The organism is Arcicella sp. (assembly GCF_964672035.1).
On the sequence record NZ_CBABQS010000083.1, the window covers coordinates 1 to 19,320 of the forward strand.

The window sequence follows — 19,320 nt, forward strand, 5'->3', positions numbered from 1 at the left end:
AGAGTTTTACGTACTGATTTTGAAGATTTTTCGTTAATGTCTGTATATATGCCTTCGGGTTCGAGCGGGGAGGAGCGTCAAGGTTTTAAGATGAAATGGCTTACGGATTTTCATGAATATATTCATGAGTTGAAAAAGACCGTTCCGAATTTGATTATTTCGGGAGACTATAATATTTGTCATCACCCGATTGATATTCATAATCCAAAATCAAATGCTAATAGCTCAGGTTTCTTACCTGAAGAAAGAGCGTGGGTTGGTGGGTTTTTGGAAAAAGGTTTCATTGATACTTTTAGACATTTTAATCAAGATCCTCATCATTATACATGGTGGAGTTATCGGGCAGGAGCAAGAACAAAAAATTTAGGCTGGCGGATTGATTATCATTGTGCCACGGAATCTATGCGTGAGCGTTTGGTACATTCGGCAATTCTTCCAGAGGCTAAACATTCTGACCATTGCCCTGTTTTGTTGGAGATTTTATAAATTAACTATCTATTAATCATAAAAATCGTTGTATGATGATAACAGATATTAAACAATTAGACCTTGACGGCACATATTCTTATGCAGACTATTTAAAGTGGCAATTTGATGATTTCGTGGAAATTATTAAAGGAAAAGTCTATAAAATGTCTCCTGCACCTACGAGATTTCATCAGGATATTTCAAGGGAAATTGAGCGTCCCATATTTAATTATTTTTACAAAAAAAGTTGTAAAGTATATTCTGCTCCTTTTGATGTTCGATTTCCCATTAATGGTGAAGAAGGAGAAGATGCCATTTATACGGTTGTACAACCTGATATTTGTGTAATATGTGATACTAAAAAATTAGATGATAAAGGTTGTCTTGGTGCTCCTGATTTAATTATCGAAATCACGTCTCCAAGTACTGCAAAAAAAGACCTAAATGAGAAGTTTAATTTATATGAAAGTGCTGGTGTTCGTGAATATTGGGTTGTTTTGCCAAAAGATAAAGTAATTATGGTACATCTTTTGAATGATAAAGGTGTGTATGAATTAATTGGGAATTTTGAACCAAATGCTGAAATACCAACGATAAAAGTTAATATTTTTCCCGATTTAGAACTGATTATGGAAGATATTTTTTCAATTTGAAATTAAAGACTATGACAACTTCACCAATTGCTACGCTTTTGATGCGTATTGAGGAATACAAACGTAAATATTACCTCAATAGGCTTATAAAAGGCTCTATTTTCACGGCGGCAGTTATTTTGTCCGCCTTTTTGGTTTTTAATACTCTCGAATATTTTGGACATTTCGGGTCAGAATTTAGAACGATTTTGTTTTTCTCGTTCTTGGCGGCCTTCATTGCTTCCGTTGTTTTTTGGGTAATTAAACCGTTGATTTTTTTATACGGAGAAAAAAAACCGCTCTCAAATGAGCAAGCTGCTGACCAAATCGGAAAATATTTTCCAGAGGTTGGAGATAAGCTGGTGAATACGCTCCAACTTACTCGCACGCTCGACCGTGACCAAAACGAATTGCTTTTGGCTTCTATCAATCAAAAGTCAAAACAATTGGGATTTTTGAAGTTTGCTGATGCCATCAAAATCAATGAAAACCGTAAGTATCTCAAATTTGCGGCTTTACCAGCGGGAGCAATCGTATTAATTTTGATGCTATATCCTGCCTTTTTCTCAAAAAGTACTGAACGAATCGTAAACTTCAAAAATGACTATCAAGAAGAAGCTCCTTTTACTTTTTTATTAGAGAATAAAAAACTACAAGCCTTTAAAAATGAGGACTTTACGGTAAATTTAACCCTTCAAGGGAATACCATTCCTGAGTCAGTTTATTTGATGCACAACGATCGTAAATTGAAAATGGAGACCGTTGACAAACGTCATTATACTTATACATTCTCCAAAGTTCAGCAAGATTTTGATTTTAAATTTGAGGCTGCTGGTTTTAAATCAGCCGAATATGAAATCGAAATCGTCAATCGTCCAAGTTTGGCATTTTTTGATGTGAATTTGAATTATCCAAACTACCTCAATAAGCCAAATGAGTCCATGAAAAACGTGGGTAATTTGACTGTTCCAGAAGGTACAGCCATCGATTGGGATTTTAATGTAACCGATACAGACTCTATTGTGATGGTTTTTGAAGGCGATGGAAAACGTTATCACGCCGAAACAAAATTATTGGGTGGTGGATTTGACCTTTCTCGAAAAGTAAAAACTTCTGGTACTTACAAGGTATTTTTGAAGAATCAGTACGCTTCAAACTCGGATGGAATTAGTTTCTTTTTGAATGTTGTGCCTGATAAACACCCTCAGTTGAGTTTAGAGCAATATAAAGATTCAACACTCTACAACTTTATGATTTTGGGCGGAAATATTGCTGATGATTATGGTATCAGTAAATTAGCAATTTTCTATAAAGTTTTACGTGATGGCAAACCTTCGACTCAAAATTACGCCAGTATCAATTTACCCATAAATCCTTCGCAAACTATTCAGAGCTTCTATAAACAATGGAATTTGGATAGTTTGGAATTGAGTCCTGCCGATAAAATTGAATATTTTGTACAAGTTTGGGACAATGATGGCGTGAACGGAGCGAAATCGACCCGTTCAGCATTGATGAATTATGCCGTGCCTGACAAACAAGCTATTGATAAAGAAATTGACAATTCGATTGATAAAGCCGAAGCACAAATTGAGAAAACACTTGAAAAAGCGCAAAAACTTCGGAAAGAAATCGCCGCTTTGGAAAGCCGTTTGAAAAATAAAAAAGAACTTGATTTTCAAGATAAGAAAATAGCCGAAGAACTCATCAAAAAGAAAGAAGAATTGATGAATGAAATCAAGCAAATGCAAGAACAAAACCAAAATTTGAATGATAAACAGCAACGTTTTAATGAACAAAAACCTGAAAATCAACAGAAAATGGATGCTTTGCAGAAGATGATGAATGAGTTGATGGACCCCGAAGCTCAAAAAATGTACGATGAATTGAAGAAGATGCTCGAACAAAATCCAGAAGATAACAAGATGTTAGAGCAAATGGAACGGATTAAAAATAAAGAAAAGAATGCCGAGAAAGAATTAGAGCGTATGAAAGACCTTTTCAAGAAACTCCAACTCGACCAAAAAATGGATAAAGCCATTAAAGAACTTGAAAATCAAGCTGAAAAAGAAGAAAAATTAGCGGAGAAAAATGAGCAGACCGAAAAGAAGCCTGATAATTCTGCTGAAAAACAAAAAGAAAATGAGGCAAATAAGAAAGAACAGGAGAAATTAAGCAAAGAATTTGATGATTTGAAAAAGGATTTGAAAGAAGCCGAAAAGATGAATGAGGAAATGAAAAATTCTGAAAAAATGGATATGGACAAAGAACAGCAGGAGGATATTTCGGAAGACCAAAAAGATTCGGAGGAACAAATGGATAAAGGTGATAATAAAAGCGCATCTGAAAAGCAAAAACGGGCTGCCCGAAAAATGCGAAATCTTGCTCAAAAGCTTGCCGCTGCTAAACAACAGCAAGAATCGAAACAGAATGAGGAGAATATGGATGATTTAAGAGATATTCTTGAAAACTTAGTTACTGTTTCATTTGACCAAGAACGTTTGATGAAAGATTTTAGAGGTATAAATCCATCAGACCCACGCTTTATCAAACTTTCTCAAGACCAAATTAAATTACAAGATGATGCTAAAGTGATTGAAGATAGTCTTTATGCTTTATCGAAAAGGGTTTTACAAATTGAAACCTTTGTTACCCGTGAAATGAACAACATGAAAGGTCACATGTCTGATGCAGTGAAGTTAATCAAGGAACGTAAATTAGCTATGACAACTTCCAAACAACAATTTGCCATGACTTCGATGAATAATTTAGCTTTATTATTATCGGATGTTTTGAAACAAATGCAGCAAAATCAGCAAATGATGGCTGGTTCTGGAAGTGGAAAAGGTAAGAGTAAGGGCAAGCAAAAAAGTATGGGAGAAGCTCAAAAAGAACTTAATGAACAGATGGGTAAAACCATGCAAAAAGGTTCAAAAGGGCAGGGTGGCATTTCTGAGCAATTAGCAAAAATGGCAAGGGAACAATCCGCACTTAGAAAAATGCTTCAAGGCTTTTTGGATAGTTCAAAAGGAACTGAAAAAGGACGAAAATTAGGAGATGAAATAAAAGATATGATGAAAAAGATGGAAGAAACAGAAACTGATTTAGTTAATAAACGGATTAATCCAGAAATGATGAAACGTCAGCAAGAACTATTAACTCGTTTGTTAGAATCTGAAAAAGCCATGAAAGAACAGGAGGAAGACCAAAAACGCAAGGCAGAAACCGCTCGACATGCTTTTGAAAGAAAAGCGCCACCTCAGTTTCAGCAATATGTGAAGGACAAACAGAAACAAACTGAATTACTCCGTACCGTTCCGCCCAACCTAAATCCATATTATAAACGACAAGTTGATAATTATTTCAAACAGATTAATTAGTATTCGACATTTCTTGTTGGTTTATTCTCAATTCATAAAAATGCCTCATATTATTATATGAGGCATTTTTTATTTCTACTTCGAATTACACTTATTGAACCACGAAAATCAAACAACCTAATCACCCAATTCCTTTAATGACTTTAAACTCCACACGTCTATTAATTTCACGTTCTTTTTCGCTTCCTGTGCGTTTTAGTGGTCTTGCACTGCCGTAACCTTTCGTTTGTATTCTTCGTGCGTCTATGCCCTTATTTACGAGGTATTTCTTGCATGAATTGACTCTTCCTAAAGATAGCTGAACATTCTCCCCTGCATCACCTGTAATATCGGTATGACCTTCCAATAAAATTTCTACTTGTTTATATTTCTTTAATTGTTTTACCAGTTTATCTAATTCTGCAAATGACTCAGGTTGTAATTCTGACTCTCCTAATTGGAAAATAATGTTTTTTAATCTTATACTTTCATTAACATTCGTTGTTGCGGTAATTAATTCATCTTTTTCTTCTTCAATTACTTTTTCTTCCTTTTTAATAAAATTATTACAGCCTCCAATCTCAGTAAAAAATCCTTGTTTTAAGGTGTCAATTTTTACCAATGAAATAACATCATTTTTCTTTGTGGAGTAATTAAAAATAGCATTTCGACCTAATAAAAACGTTGTCATATTTCCAGATGAACTAATGTATTCCATAATATCATTCGTAGGGTTTATTTCATTTGCAGAATTCACAACATCAGCTTTGATTACCTTATATCCATCTACCAATGATATATTCCAAATTCCATTTCCTCTATTCTCCTTGACTACTAATTCGTCTTTTTGATTGATGTAAAAGTTGCATCCATAAGCACAGTTCTGTTTTTTCCAACCTTCCACAACCATATTATCTCTCCACAATACATCCGTTTCAGCCTTACGAATATCAATTCTGACCAGATTTTCTATAGTTGTCGAGATGAAATAGAGCTTTCCTTTTGAATCTACAGCCCCAGAAACCCATCCGCCATCCCCATTTGAAGGTAATGTCCATTTACTATAACCACCTTCTCTACTCTTGGGATTATACTCATATACGGGTGTACGAGCCTGTTCGTATCCTTTTACCGCATAAATTTTATTATTAATTCCTTTTGCAAAAGCGTTACACTTGAATGGTAATGCCAATCCTAACTGTTTGATAATTATATCCTTACTTTCAATTTTTTCAATTTCAAATAAATTACCTATTTCAGTAATTGCGTAAATTTTATCATCACAGTTATTGGGAATACCTGTATTCTCAAATCTATCATCTTTTTGTCTAAGTCCATCTCTTGGTTTCTGAGATACACTTTTTTGTAAGGCTGATAGTATTATAATCGTTATTAAAAAGTATTTATGTAGTGGTGTTTTGATTTTCATCGTATTTATGATTTTGATTACGTTTATTCCATTCTGCTAAATTACTGATTTTTACTTACTAATGAATTGTGTTGTATCTTTGTATAAAGAATTTATTCCATTTACAAATAACAATACTAATGATTATTTTTTTCAACGAAGATATTGATTTTAAATTCCAAGGCAAAAACAATTTTAAGGCTTGGTTAAAGAAAGTAGCTGACAAAGAGGGCTTTAAGATTAAAGACCTAAACTATATCTTCTGTTCTGACGAGTATTTACACAAAATTAATGTTGATTATTTAGACCATGATACCTTTACAGACATCATAACCTTTGATAATTCGGAGGATAAAAATACCCTTGAAGGTGATATATTTGTTAGTATCGAAAGAGTTAAGGAGAACTCAATAATATTAAATACTGTTTTCGATGAAGAACTTAAGCGAGTTATCGTGCACGGGCTTTTACATTTATGTGGATATGATGATCATTCGGTTGAAGATAAAACTGAAATGCGACGTTTGGAGAGTGAATATATTCAAATTTTCTGAGCCATTTTAAACAGAACTAATCAAACACTCCACGTGGAACAGTTGGTTGATTTTAACTGTGAAACAAGAAATTAATTAGTCAAAAAAATTGCGAATTAATAAGATAAAAGTAAATAGAAATGTACAAAAATTATGATGTAATAGTAGTGGGTGCAGGACACGCAGGATGCGAGGCGGCACACGCTGCGGCAAAAATGGGTTCAAAGGTTTTATTGATTACCATGAACATGAATACAATTGCTCAAATGTCATGCAATCCAGCAATGGGCGGCGTTGCAAAAGGGCAAATAGTTCGTGAAGTAGATGCACTTGGAGGAATGTCAGGAATTATTTCGGATAAAACCATGATTCAATTCCGAATGTTAAACCGTTCAAAAGGACCTGCCATGTGGTCACCACGTTGTCAATCAGATAGAATGAGATTTGCGGAAGAATGGAGAATGGCATTGGAACAAAATCTTAATGTGGATTTTTGGCAAGAGATGGTATCAGGACTATTAGTTGAGAGCAATAAAGTAGTAGGAGTAAAGACCCAATTAGGAGTCGAGTTCAAAGCTAAATCTGTTGTCTTGACAAATGGAACATTCTTGAATGGATTAATTCATATAGGAGAGAAAAACTTTGGCGGCGGCAGAACAGCTGAAGGAAAAGCTACTGGTATTACAGAACAATTAATTGAGTTAGGTTTTGAGGCGGGTCGTATGAAAACGGGAACGCCTCCAAGAGTAGATGCGAGAAGTTTAGATTTCACTAAAATGGAAGAACAAAAGGGAGATGAAAATCCGAGTAAGTTTTCATATACCGATACAAAACCTTTGACAAAACAACGTAGCTGTTGGATAACCTATACCAATCAAGAAGTTCATGATGTTTTAAAAACAGGTTTTGATAAATCTCCGATGTTTGCGGGTAGAATTAAAGGATTAGGCCCCCGTTATTGCCCATCGGTTGAAGATAAAATAAATCGTTTTGCTGATAAAGACCGTCATCAAATATTCGTGGAACCAGAAGGTTGGAATACCGTGGAAGTTTACGTCAATGGTTTTTCAACCTCCTTACCCGAAGATGTACAATATGAAGCCTTAAAGAAAATTCCAGGATTTGAAAATGTGAGAATGTTTCGACCAGGTTATGCTATCGAATATGATTTTTTCCCACCAACGCAATTAAAAGCAACGTTAGAAACAAAACGAATTAGTAACTTATTTTTTGCAGGACAAATAAACGGAACTACTGGATATGAAGAGGCAGCCTGTCAGGGATTAATGGCTGGGATAAATGCCCATCAAAAAGCAAATGAACTTCCTGACTTTATACTTAATCGTTCTGAGGCTTACATTGGCGTTTTGATTGATGATTTGATAAATAAAGGTACAGATGAACCGTACAGAATGTTTACGTCGAGAGCTGAATATAGAACATTATTACGACAAGATAATGCCGATGTACGCTTAACCGCAAGAGGACATTTGATTGGTTTAGCATCGGATGAAAGATTAATAAACGTTCAAAATAAAATTAGACAAGCCAATGAATTGATTGATGAGATAAAAGTTTTCAAAGTTAATCCAAATGATGTTAATGAGAAATTAGAGAGTTTTGGAACGGCAGCGTTAAGAGAAAAAGTATCCTTGTGGAATTTATTAAGAAGACCAAATATTGAAATTCCTCATTTGAGAACATTGACGGAAGAAACAGAAATATTATTTTCAAAATATTCTGATGAAGTATTGGAGCAGGTGGAAATTAATGTAAAATATGAAAGCTATATCGAGAAGGAACAATTGATGGTTAATAAACTTCAAAGATTAGAAAACTTGAATATTCCCGCAGAATTTGATTATATGAAACTGAAAACAATATCTATCGAGGGTCGTCAAAAATTAACGAAAATTAGACCGCAGACAATTGGGATGGCATCGAGAATAAGTGGGGTGTCGGTTTCAGATATTTCAGTGTTAATGGTTTATATTGGAAGGTAATTTATTGTTAGAATTTTAGACCTGCAAGGAATTAAAACCTTGCAGGTCTTTTTTGTATCTTTGCAAAAACGCTAAAAAAATATAATGGAACAAATCACCAACTGCCCCGTTTGTCATAATAATACCTTTGAAAAATATTTAGAAGTACAAGATTATACGGTTAGTCAAGAGAAATTTCAGATTGTAAGTTGTAAATCTTGTGGTTTTAAGTTTACAAATCCACGACCTGATCAAAACGAGATTGGTGAGTATTATAAGGCTGAATCTTATATTTCACATACGAATACTTCAAAAGGACTAATTGCGAAAATTTATCACGCTGTTAGAAAATATACCTTGAAAGGTAAATTAAATCTAATCAATAGTCTTTATCCACAAAAGGGTAAATTATTGGACGTTGGCTGTGGCACGGGTATGTTTTTAAATGAAGCTCGTGAAAACGGTTGGAAAGTAAATGGCATCGAACCAGATTCAGGAGCAAGACAAATTGCGGAAGAAATCAATACCGCTATGATTAAAACAGAAATTTTGTCGTCTTTTCAAAACGAGCACTTTAATATAATCACGATGTGGCACGTGCTTGAACACGTACACTTATTAAATGAAACGGTGGATTGGTTAAAGGAAAGACTTTCAAAAAATGGTTCGTTGATTATTGCCGTTCCAAACCACGAATCGAAAGATGCGGAGATATATCAAGCACAATGGGCGGCTTATGATGTTCCAAGACATTTGTATCATTTTTCCCAAAAATCTATTAAGCAAATATTTGAACAAGAAGGATTTCGATTAGAAAAAACCTTACCCATGAAATTTGATTCTTTTTATGTTTCGATGTTAAGTACAAAATATCAAACGGGTAAAATCAATTACTTAAAAGCATTTATGGATGGCTTAAAATCTAATCTGGATGCGGGAAAGAATAACGGGAATTATTCAAGTTTGATTTATGTATTTAAGAAGAATTAACACAATCCACATACTTATTAACAACCCTCAATAGTTATCAACTATCGAGGGTTTATTTTGTAAAAGGTTTTAAATTTCTATAAACCGAAATTTTTAAGCAATTTTGAAGTATCTAATAAATCAGAAATTGTTTCACGAAAAAAATGGTCTGATTGTCCACAGTTTATTAACATATTAACATGAGATTAAAACACATTGTATTGATAAGTTTTCTGAGTTTAATGATTGCCGAAATACTATTGAGTTGCGCTCAAATAGTCGCACCCACAGGAGGAAAAAAAGATACGCTTGCTCCATTAATTATTAAAATAATTCCCGCAAATCAATCACGAAATTTTAATGGAAAACAAATAGATATTTTATTTGATGAATATGTAAGTGTCGATAATATTCAACAACAATTATCAATCACGCCAAATTTGGAAGGAACTTATGAAACCAAGATTTTACCAAAAGGAGCAAGATTGACTTTCGATAAGCCTTTTAAGGAAAATACAACTTATAGCTTAAATTTCAGAAATACCTTTAAGGATATGAATGAAAGAAATGTGGCTAAAAATATTCAATTGGTTTTTAGTACTGGAAAAATAATTGATTCATTGAAAGTGAGTGGAAAAGTTAGAAATCCATTAACGAATAAACCGATAATGGATGTGAGCGTGGGAATGTACGTTTATTCAGATACTTTAAATCCTAAAAAAATAAAACCGTATTATTTTATGAAAACGGATAGTTCGGGAATATTTACTATCGAAAATGTGGCAGCGGGAAAATATCGAATTTATGCGGTGACCGATGTCAATAATAATTTATTATACGATGAAGCAAAAGAAAGTTTGGGGATAATTACAGATACGATTACACTGAAATCAAATCTGGAAAATTTAGAAATAAACATGGCGAGAATGGAAAAAATACCCAATAAAGTCTTGAAAGCGAGAACAACATCAAATTACGCCTATATTGATTATTACAGAGGAATTAAAAATGTTAAAATAAATTTTGCTGATAAAAAAGATAGTTTAGTTTATCAACAAACTGAAGCAAAAAGTATTAGAATTTTCAACACAAATCAGAACTATACCGATACGCTAAAAGTAAAAATTTCAGTAACGGATTCATTGGATAGAGTTTTTACACATGACCAAAAATTCAAATTTAAGGAAAAACCAAAGAAAAATGATGGTGTAAAAGAGGAGTTTACGATGAAAACAAAACCTTCAAATAGTGAAGATATTGATTTAAAAGAGGTAGGCTATACTTTCACTTTTACGAAACCCATCAAAAATTATGATTTGAATAAAATTGAATTTATGAACGATACGCTCGTTCGAGTACCCGTAACGGAGAAGGATATTATGTGGAATCCAGAAAAAACGGAAATGAAAATAAAAATTGGTGGGAAAAAGGCAAAAGAGTTTGTAAGATTAAAGATGCCAAAAGGAACATTTATTTCCGTAGAAAATGACTCTACGCAAAAATTTGTTTCAACGCATCCAATTCGTGACCCGGAAAATTATGGAACAATTAGTGGAGAAATTAAAAATCCAAAGAAAAAAGGTTTTTTTGTGGAATTATTGGATGAGCAATACCAAGTTATTCAAAAAGTGGACAACAAATTGAAGTATGAATTTGCCTTCGTAAAAGCAGGAATTTATTTGATAAGATTAGTAGTTGATGAAAATCAAAATAGTAAGTGGGATGCGGGAGATTTAGAAAAAAATCAAGTTCCAGAAGTTACCAAATTTACGCCAGATAAGATTAAGTTGAAACAAAATTTTGAACTGACTGGGTATGATTTTGTAATTGATTAATGATTGTAGGGTTTTGGCTTTTATGAAAAATAAGAGTCGGTCTCTTGAACAACGACTTCCATAAATACCATTAATATGGACAAGTTAACCAATTTTTCAATTTCCATAAAAACCAAATTAATAATAATCTTCCCTAAAAATTCAAATAGTTAAATTTATACAAATTCAGCTTAAATTTATGTGGACAACCTGGCTAAAAAGACAAATTGACGATCTAAATACGTGGATAAGGTATGGTTTTTGACCATAAAATTTGTGGAAAAAATTAGAGCCGTTGTGGATTATCAAAATAGGTCTATATTGCTGTGGATAACTATTGGGTATAATCGCTAATTACCAACATACTTATCAGACAACAATGTCATTGTGGATGACGTTGATATATAGACAATACTTATACACATTATAGTTAATAATTTTTAAAGTATCTGTAAATCAAACACTTGTATGTTGATAACTCAATAAATAATGTGGATAACTATGAAAAAATAAACATCGTTACGTGAAAAATATGTTCCACACACTATATCCACATATACACAGCATAATAGAGATAGTAGTTTTCTTTTTTTTGAAAAATTTAAAAATAAAAAATAATGATTTATTATAATGTAATGTTGAAAAGTGTTTGGAAAAAATTTTTACTTTTCGGATTAATGATGTTTTCGTGTGGCGCTTTCGCACAAGAAGCAGAGTTGGGAATGGAGTACATGAAGGCGGGAGATTACGAAAAAGCAAAGTCCGTTTTTCAGAAATTGGCAAAAAATAAAGAAACTGCAAAAGTTATTCACAAACCATATTTGCAAACACTCATCAAATTAAAAGAATTTGATGAAGCAGAGAAATTTGTGAAGAAGCAAATCAAAAATTCGGATGGCAATGCAAAGTACATTACTGACTATGCACGTCTATTAGAAATAGCTGATAAGAACGAAGAAGCTCAAAGGCAATATGCCATCGCAATGGACAAGGTTAAGTTGGATGAGACAGCCATGATGGAATTGGTAAATGAGTTTTCAAAAAATCAACAATTTGATTTGGCTGTTCAAACCATTGAGAAAGTCAGAGAACAAAGTAAATCACCCGATAGGTTTGCCGTGCAATTGGCAAAGTTGTACCGTATTCAAGGCAAAATTCCTCAAATGATAGAAGAGTACTTGAAGTTTGGATTATTAACTGACAATCGAGAAATGGTACAGTCAATCCTTCAAGATGAATTGAAAGACGAAAAGGAAATTGAGCAATTAGAAAAAATACTTTACACCGATGTTCAAAAATATCCAGATCAATCTTATTTTAGTGAAGTGCTAATTTGGCATTTAATCCAAAAGAAAGAATTTTATAAAGCGTTTGTGCAAGCACGTGCATTGGACAGACGCTACCGCAAAGAGGGAATTCAAGTAACAGATTTAGGGTTTTTGGCACAACAAAATAAAGATTACGTGAATTCAGGGAAGATTTTTGAGTATTTAGTAAAAGAATATCCCAGAAGTCAAAATTATCCACTTTGGCGACGAATGTTGATAAATGCGAAGGAAGAAGTGATAAAAAGTGTGTATCCAATCAACACTGAAGACATTAGATTGTTGATAACTGAGTATTCTAAGATGTTGGAAGAATTAGGAACAAATCAGAAAACCCTTGAAGCCGTTAGAAGTAAAGGACTTTTATATGCTTTTTATTTGAATGAAAAAGATACGGCCATTGTCGTTTTGGAAAATGCCATCAAATTGGCCAACGGTGACCAACAATTTATAGACCGTTGTAAATTGGATTTAGGGGATGTCTATTTACTAAAATCTGAACCATGGGAAGCTACGTTGATTTATTCACAAGTTGAAAAATCTGAAAAGGATAGTCCGCTGGGATATGATGCGAAATTAAGAAATGCCAGATTGGCTTATTTCCGAGGAGATTTTGAATTATCAAAAGAGGTGTTGGATATTTTGAAACAAGCAACCACCAGAGAAATTGCGAATGATGCCATGGAATTGAGTTTGTTAATCATGGAAAATACGGGAGCTGATAGTACAGAGAAAGCCATGAAAGCTTATTCAAATGTTGAATTATTACTTTTTCAACATCGAAATGATGAGGCAATTGCCAGTTTGAATGCCATGGAAAAAACATTTAAAGGGGACCCATTAGAGGATGAAATTATTTATTTACGGGCTATGACGTTTTTGAAACAAGGAGATACTGAAAAGGGAGTAAAAGATTTAGAGACAATTATTCAAAAATTTCCGATTGAATTGAAAGGAGACGATGCGACTTATAACTTAGCGAAAACCTATCAGGAGAAACTAAATCAGCCCGCAAAAGCCATGAAATTATACCAAGAGTTATTAATAAAATATCCTGGAAGTATTTATGGAGCGGATGCCAGAAAAAGATTTAGAAATTTAAGAGGCGATACAATAAATTAATTATCATTTTCGTAATAATATCAAACCGCAGGTTTTTAAAACTTGCGGTTTTTTTTGTGAACATTTTCCTAACTTCCCACCCAGCTTCATGATAAAAATTTACTTGTAAAAAATCACATCGACCATATCGAAATTATCCACATTCAAGTAATTTTATCCACATGAAAACCCAACTATTAGTAGTAGTATTCACTGTATTGTTGATAAACCAGTCACTTAGCCAACAAAATAACAGAAAAATTAATTTTGCTTGTAATTATTTTGGAAGAAATATTTCTCCGCAAGAGATTTGTCCACAAATGCAAGGTTTTGTTTCAGATAGTCACGCTGAACAAGTAATTGTGCAATTTGCCAAGAAAATGGGGCAAGTCAGTTCCAAATTTAAAGTAATGCAATGTTCAAATACCGATAATTGTTTTGCTACCGTCATTGAAGGTCAGCCATTTATTATTTATGACAAAGCATTTTTGAGTAGAGTCGAAGAAACAACGCACACAGACTGGGGAGCCATTTCAATATTAGCCCATGAAATTGGACATCATGCTAATTTTCACACGATTGATGGAACGGGAAGTCGTCCCGAAAAAGAATTAGAAGCCGATTATTTCTCGGGATTTTGGTTGCACGAAATGGGAGCAAACCTTTCACAGTCACAAGAAGCCATGAAACATTTTCAGGGCGAATTTGTCACCTCAACGCATCCTCCGCAATCGCAGAGATTGGTAGCAATTCAAAAAGGATGGAATGAAGCAGAAAATATGCACCCACGGATTTCAGCAATTCCTCAAAAAACACAAACAAGACCCATTCAACCAGAAGTAAACAAAATACCAGAAACAAATCGGGCTGAAGAAAGTCGAGTAATCGTTAAAGATGATACAAGATATCCACAAAAACAAAGTCAGGTTATGGAAAGAGATATTGAATTAGGTAGTACCACTACCACTACATCAGTTTCAAGAACAGGATGTGTTACGGGAGATTGTGCCAATGGTAGCGGAATTTATATACATCCAACCCAAGGAAGCTATAAAGGACAATGGAGAAACGGAAAGAGAGATGGTTTCGGAACGCACTATTATGCTAATGGACAAAAAATGTACGTTGGTGAATATGTAATTGGTAAAAGATGCGGAAGTGGGATTTATTACTTTCCAAATGGAGAACGATACGAAGGCAGATTCATTGATGATAAACCAACCAATAACGGAACTTATATTATGAATGAAGAGGAAGAGAGAGACGAATTAAATGTAACTTACATATTTTCTGACGGACGTAAAGAGATTATTAAAATACTAAACGAAGAAGAAAATTAGTACCAAGCCCAAATTTCTTTGGGCTTTTTTATTGATAAATAATAAAATAATTCTGCTTGCATACTATCTCAATTCAAGGAAACGTATCTATATTTGTTGAATAGTTTTAGAATAAAAAAAACTAAAAATTGTATTTTTAAAAGATAAAGCTAATCAACAATTATAAAGTCATTTTATGAAAAATAACCCAAACATAACCCGTGTATTTGATTTACTGCCTAACTGTGTTTTAACAGTAAATAAAAATGACACTTTTGCGAATAAAGTAAATGGAGAGTGGAAAAAATATAGTGCGAGTGAAGTAATCGAAGTAGTAAATAAGGTAAGTTTAGGTTTAATGAAATTAGGCGTAAAAAGAGATGATAAAATTGCTATTATATCCCCCAATCGCCCCGAATGGAATTTTATTGAATTAGGAATACAACAATTAGGAGCGGTCTCAGTACCAATGTATCCAACAATTACAATTGAAGATTATAAATACATCTTTAATGATGCGGAGGTGAAATTTATCTTCGTTTCTGGTAAAGATTTATTGACCAAAGTTCTGGAAGCAACTAAAACTTTGGAAGGAATTCAAGGTATTTATACTTTCGATAAAGTGGATGGTGCAAAATATTGGGAAGAAGTAACTGATTTAGCCAAAGGAGAAAATATAGCACAATTAGAACCTTTTAAAGCAGCAGTTGAACCAGATGATTTATTAACATTAATTTATACATCAGGAACAACAGGACAGCCCAAAGGCGTAATGCTAACCCATGATAACATCATTTCAAATATTGATGGCATTGTTACAGCAAAATCATTACCCTTACTTGCGGATGAAAGAGCTTTGAGTTTTCTCCCATTGTGTCATATCTACGAGCGAATGGATGTGTATGTTTATATGTACTATGGCGTTTCGGTTTATTATGCCGAGAGTATGGAAACCATTGCGGATAATTTAAGAGAAATTAAACCGCATGTTTTTGCAACCGTTCCCCGTCTTTTAGAAAAAGTTTACGATAAAATAGTAGCAAAAGGGTACGAATTATCGGGTATCAAAAAACAATTATTTTTCTGGGCATTAAATTTAGGACTAAAATACGACCCTATGAAACCGATGGGGTGGTGGTATGATGCACAGTTGAAAATTGCAAGAAAACTTATTTTTAGTAAATGGCAAGAAGCATTAGGCGGAAACATTAAACTGATCGCTTCTGGTTCGGCAGCGCTCCAACCAAGACTTTCAAGAATATTTTGGGCAGCAGGAATTCCAATTGTGGAAGGTTATGGATTGACAGAGACATCACCCGTAATTTCAAGTAGTATCTTGGATGATTTTAGAGTGGGTTGTGTGGGAACGGTGTTGCCAAATATTGAACTAAAAATTGCAGAAGATGGTGAAATTTGTGTGAAAGGGCCGTCTATTATGAAAGGGTACTACAAAAAACCACAAGCGACAAAGGAGGCAATCGACTCAGAAGGATGGTTTCATACGGGAGATATTGGTGAATTATCGGAAGGTAGATATTTGAAAATTACCGATAGAAAAAAAGAAATTTTTAAAACGTCGGGAGGAAAATATGTGGCACCACAATTGGTAGAAAATAAGCTAAAAGAGTCAATGTTGATTGAACAAGCCATTGTAGTAGGCGAGGGACAGAAATTTCCATCGGCCTTGTTAATTCCAGATTTTAATGCTTTGAAAGAATGGTGTTCGAGAAATGGAATTGAATATTCTGATGATACACAAATTGTAAAAAATCAGAAAGTTAAAGATAAATTTAATGAAGAAGTAAAAGGCTTAATGAAAGACATTGCGCAATATGAACAAGTTAAAAAAGTAGAATTACTACCAAAACTTTTCACGATTGATAGCGGAGAATTAACGCCAACCTTAAAATTGAAAAGAAAAATTATTCATGGAAAATATAAAGAATTAATTGAAGGGATGTACGAGTAGAATTTTAAAAGCCTCTAAATTTTAAATTTAGAGGCTTTTAAATTATGCTACGATAAAAAATATCTTTTAAAATCAACAAACTCCTTACTCATCGGAATAGCAACTTTCTCTTTCGATAACAAAGCCGATAAACGTTCTGGAACATCAACCTTCGTTCCCAAAGTATCTTCAACGACATCCAAAAATTTGGCGTAATGAGCCGTTGAAAGTACCACACCAGCCACTTCTTCATTCAAGGTATCCGTATAAGATTTTAAACCTAAATATGCCACAGCAGTATGCGGACACATCACGTAGCCTGTGCGATCAAAAACATCTTTCATGGCTTTGCGAGTGTCAATATCATCACTAAAATCTCCTGTAATGTGCGTAACTACTTGCTCATGAGCATCACCCGCCAACAAACGCATGCGAATGAAATTGGAAGGATTTCCAACATCCATTGCATTTGATATGGTTTCTTTTGAAGTCACAGGATCGTACTTACCGCTCTCTAAATATTTTGGTACAACGTTATTTACATTGGTTGCTGCCACAAACATTTTCACAGGTAAACCCATTCGCTGGGCAATTAACCCTGCCGATAAATTACCAAAATTGCCACTCGGTACGCAAAATACTACAGGTTTGGTATTTCCTTGACGTTTCAATTCAGCAAAAGCGCTAAAGTAATAAAACGATTGAGGAATTAGACGACTGATATTGATAGAGTTTGCCGATGCCAAATTGAATTTTGAAGATAACTCTTTATCCAAAAAGGCCGCTTTCACCAAAGCTTGACAATCATCAAAAGTACCATCAACTTCCAAAGCCGTAACATTTTCGCCCAAAGTGGTCAACTGCTTTTCTTGAATATCCGAAACTTTTCCAGTGGGGTATAAAATCGTGACCTTAATGCCAGGGGTTTTATAAAAACCTTGGGCAACGGCTCCGCCTGTATCGCCCGAAGTTGCTACGAGAATGTGAATATCTTTTTGAGATTTTTGTAAGAAAAATGACATCAAGGAAGCCATAAATCTTGCTCCAAAGTCTTTGAAAGCCATCGAAGGTCCGTGGAATAATTCCAAAATGAAAGTATTTTCTTCAATTTCAACCAAAGGAGCATCAAAATTAATGGCTCGTTCGACAATCATTTTCAAATCATCATCCGAAATATCGTCGCTCAATAATGCCTTCGATACTTCAAAAGCAATGTCAGTAATCGACATTTTGTCAATATTCTCGAAAAAAGAAGCTGGCAAAGTCGGAATGACATGAGGCATATACAAACCATTGTCAGGTGGCAATCCTCTAAAAACTGCCTCTTCCAACGAAACATCAGGACTTTGATGATTGGTGCTATAAAGTATCATAAACTTTCAAACTTGGAATTGTGTTTTGGAACGCAGATGCCGCAGATGCCTTCGGCAAAGCAGATTTTTTTTAATATGGAATTTTCTTAATTTTCACAATCAAATAAACAATTCTATTTATTTTAAAAATTAAAAATGGTCAAAATAAAAATCTGCGAAAATCTGCATTGCGAAGCATCTGCCTCATCTGCGTTCCATATACATTTGCGAATTAACGGTAAATCCACTAATTTAATATCACAAAAATAAGTCAAATACACTAATAATTCTAAAAACTACGATGTTCAAAAAAATCAAATTTTATCTACGAGATTACTTCGCCTTCAATCAGACCGAAATAAAAGGATTTATGTTCATGATATTCTTAATTGTGGTCTTGATTATTTCAGTTTTCATTTTCGATTTTCTTCCTGATAATCCACGAACTTCTAAAACCATCGACCCTAAACGTGTGGAGGAATTAATGGCAAAAATAGAAGTGAAAGAATCCGATAAAAAAGAAGCTTTTCAAGACCATTACGCCAATAAATACGAAAAATATGATTCGGAAAATGCACCTACGAAACCCATAAAATTATCTCCATTCGACCCAAATCAAGCATCCGAAGCACAATTAGAAGAATTGGGAATTGCTAAATGGATGGCAAAACGAATTATTAATTACCGAACTAAAGGTGGACAATTTCGTAAGAAAGAAGATCTTCAAAGAATTTATGATTTCCCAACTGACCTTTATGCAAAATTAGAACCATATATCACCCTTCCAGAAAAATCAGCCAATGGAGGATTTACTTCATTTCCCAAAACCGAAATAAATCCTGAATTCAAAACCTCCACAACCGTCTTGAACAAAGAATCTTTCAAACCAGTCGCTTTTGATTTGAACCGAGCGGATACTAACGATTTGAAAAAATTGAAAGGAATTGGCTCAAAATTATCCGCCCGAATTATTAAATATCGAGACATGGTTGGTGGTTTTTATTCTGAAAATCAAGTAAAAGAAGTTTTTGGCTTAGATTCAATCGTAGTGGACGAGATATTAAAATTCGCAACCATCAAAAATCCTTCGCTCAAAAAAATAAAAATTAA

The 19,320-nt window shown here is 33.9% G+C and carries 13 protein-coding genes; 11 read left to right on the forward strand and 2 right to left on the reverse strand.

Going from position 1 to position 19,320, the window contains the following annotated elements; all coding sequences use genetic code 11:
• The 3 genes from AC1W31_RS17305 to AC1W31_RS17315 all read left to right on the forward strand — a co-directional run.
• On the forward strand, nucleotides 1-486 hold a 486-nt coding region (locus AC1W31_RS17305; RefSeq protein ID WP_481735742.1), incomplete at its 5' end, for an exodeoxyribonuclease III.
• Nucleotides 487-518: 32 nt separating this feature from the next.
• Nucleotides 519-1,121 (forward strand): Uma2 family endonuclease, encoded by a 603-nt coding sequence (locus AC1W31_RS17310; RefSeq protein ID WP_481735743.1) that lies wholly within the window; start codon nucleotides 519-521, stop codon nucleotides 1,119-1,121.
• Nucleotides 1,122-1,132: 11 nt separating this feature from the next.
• Nucleotides 1,133-4,480 (forward strand): DUF4175 family protein, encoded by a 3,348-nt coding sequence (locus AC1W31_RS17315; RefSeq protein WP_481735744.1) that lies wholly within the window; start codon nucleotides 1,133-1,135, stop codon nucleotides 4,478-4,480.
• A 121-nt stretch (nucleotides 4,481-4,601) separates the two neighbouring features.
• Here AC1W31_RS17315 and AC1W31_RS17320 read toward each other — a convergent pair whose 3' ends face one another.
• Nucleotides 4,602-5,888, reverse strand: coding sequence for an OmpA family protein (locus AC1W31_RS17320; RefSeq protein ID WP_481735745.1), 1,287 nt, complete (start codon nucleotides 5,886-5,888; stop codon nucleotides 4,602-4,604).
• A 119-nt stretch (nucleotides 5,889-6,007) separates the two neighbouring features.
• On the opposite strand from AC1W31_RS17320, the gene ybeY reads away from it, so the two are divergent.
• The 7 genes from ybeY to AC1W31_RS17355 all read left to right on the forward strand — a co-directional run bounded on the left by ybeY (nucleotide 6,008) and on the right by AC1W31_RS17355 (nucleotide 16,879).
• The gene (ybeY, locus tag AC1W31_RS17325; protein ID WP_481735746.1) at nucleotides 6,008-6,421 is read left to right on the forward strand and encodes an rRNA maturation RNase YbeY; all 414 of its coding nucleotides are present in this window, start codon (nucleotides 6,008-6,010) and stop codon (nucleotides 6,419-6,421) included.
• A 119-nt stretch (nucleotides 6,422-6,540) separates the two neighbouring features.
• Nucleotides 6,541-8,403 (forward strand): tRNA uridine-5-carboxymethylaminomethyl(34) synthesis enzyme MnmG, encoded by a 1,863-nt coding sequence (gene mnmG, locus AC1W31_RS17330; protein ID WP_481735747.1) that lies wholly within the window; start codon nucleotides 6,541-6,543, stop codon nucleotides 8,401-8,403.
• Between the two features lie 84 nt (nucleotides 8,404-8,487).
• Nucleotides 8,488-9,372, forward strand: a complete 885-nt coding sequence (locus tag AC1W31_RS17335) for a class I SAM-dependent methyltransferase (protein WP_481735748.1) — start codon at nucleotides 8,488-8,490, stop codon at nucleotides 9,370-9,372.
• Between the two features lie 179 nt (nucleotides 9,373-9,551).
• Nucleotides 9,552-11,186 carry an Ig-like domain-containing domain gene (locus AC1W31_RS17340; RefSeq protein WP_481735749.1) on the forward strand — a complete coding sequence of 545 codons (1,635 nt, stop codon included), beginning with the start codon at nucleotides 9,552-9,554 and terminating at the stop codon, nucleotides 11,184-11,186.
• Nucleotides 11,187-11,782: 596 nt separating this feature from the next.
• Nucleotides 11,783-13,612 carry a tetratricopeptide repeat protein gene (locus AC1W31_RS17345; protein ID WP_481735750.1) on the forward strand — a complete coding sequence of 610 codons (1,830 nt, stop codon included), beginning with the start codon at nucleotides 11,783-11,785 and terminating at the stop codon, nucleotides 13,610-13,612.
• Nucleotides 13,613-13,773: 161 nt separating this feature from the next.
• On the forward strand, nucleotides 13,774-14,931 hold the full coding sequence (locus AC1W31_RS17350) for a hypothetical protein (protein ID WP_481735751.1): 1,158 nt from the start codon (nucleotides 13,774-13,776) through the stop codon (nucleotides 14,929-14,931).
• Nucleotides 14,932-15,106: 175 nt separating this feature from the next.
• The gene (locus AC1W31_RS17355; protein WP_481735752.1) at nucleotides 15,107-16,879 is read left to right on the forward strand and encodes an AMP-dependent synthetase/ligase; all 1,773 of its coding nucleotides are present in this window, start codon (nucleotides 15,107-15,109) and stop codon (nucleotides 16,877-16,879) included.
• 47 nt (nucleotides 16,880-16,926) lie between these two features.
• Here the strand turns inward: AC1W31_RS17355 and thrC are convergent, their stop codons facing one another.
• The gene (thrC, locus tag AC1W31_RS17360; RefSeq protein WP_481735753.1) at nucleotides 16,927-18,231 is read right to left on the reverse strand and encodes a threonine synthase; all 1,305 of its coding nucleotides are present in this window, start codon (nucleotides 18,229-18,231) and stop codon (nucleotides 16,927-16,929) included.
• Between the two features lie 280 nt (nucleotides 18,232-18,511).
• Between thrC and AC1W31_RS17365 the strand changes: the two genes are divergently transcribed.
• Nucleotides 18,512-19,320 (forward strand): ComEA family DNA-binding protein (locus AC1W31_RS17365; RefSeq protein WP_481735754.1); only part of this gene is annotated, 809 nt, incomplete at its 3' end.

Bases quoted from the DNA above. Each gene is read 5' to 3' on its own strand.
- AC1W31_RS17310 (WP_481735743.1), top strand. From the start codon at position 519: ATGATGATAACAGATATTAAACAATTAGACCTTGACGGCACATATTCT.
- AC1W31_RS17315 (WP_481735744.1), top strand. From the start codon at position 1,133: ATGACAACTTCACCAATTGCTACGCTTTTGATGCGTATTGAGGAATAC.
- AC1W31_RS17320 (WP_481735745.1), bottom strand. From the start codon at position 5,888: ATGAAAATCAAAACACCACTACATAAATACTTTTTAATAACGATTATA.
- ybeY (WP_481735746.1), top strand. From the start codon at position 6,008: ATGATTATTTTTTTCAACGAAGATATTGATTTTAAATTCCAAGGCAAA.
- mnmG (WP_481735747.1), top strand. From the start codon at position 6,541: ATGTACAAAAATTATGATGTAATAGTAGTGGGTGCAGGACACGCAGGA.
- AC1W31_RS17335 (WP_481735748.1), top strand. From the start codon at position 8,488: ATGGAACAAATCACCAACTGCCCCGTTTGTCATAATAATACCTTTGAA.
- AC1W31_RS17340 (WP_481735749.1), top strand. From the start codon at position 9,552: ATGAGATTAAAACACATTGTATTGATAAGTTTTCTGAGTTTAATGATT.
- AC1W31_RS17345 (WP_481735750.1), top strand. From the start codon at position 11,783: ATGATTTATTATAATGTAATGTTGAAAAGTGTTTGGAAAAAATTTTTA.
- AC1W31_RS17350 (WP_481735751.1), top strand. From the start codon at position 13,774: ATGAAAACCCAACTATTAGTAGTAGTATTCACTGTATTGTTGATAAAC.
- AC1W31_RS17355 (WP_481735752.1), top strand. From the start codon at position 15,107: ATGAAAAATAACCCAAACATAACCCGTGTATTTGATTTACTGCCTAAC.
- thrC (WP_481735753.1), bottom strand. From the start codon at position 18,231: ATGATACTTTATAGCACCAATCATCAAAGTCCTGATGTTTCGTTGGAA.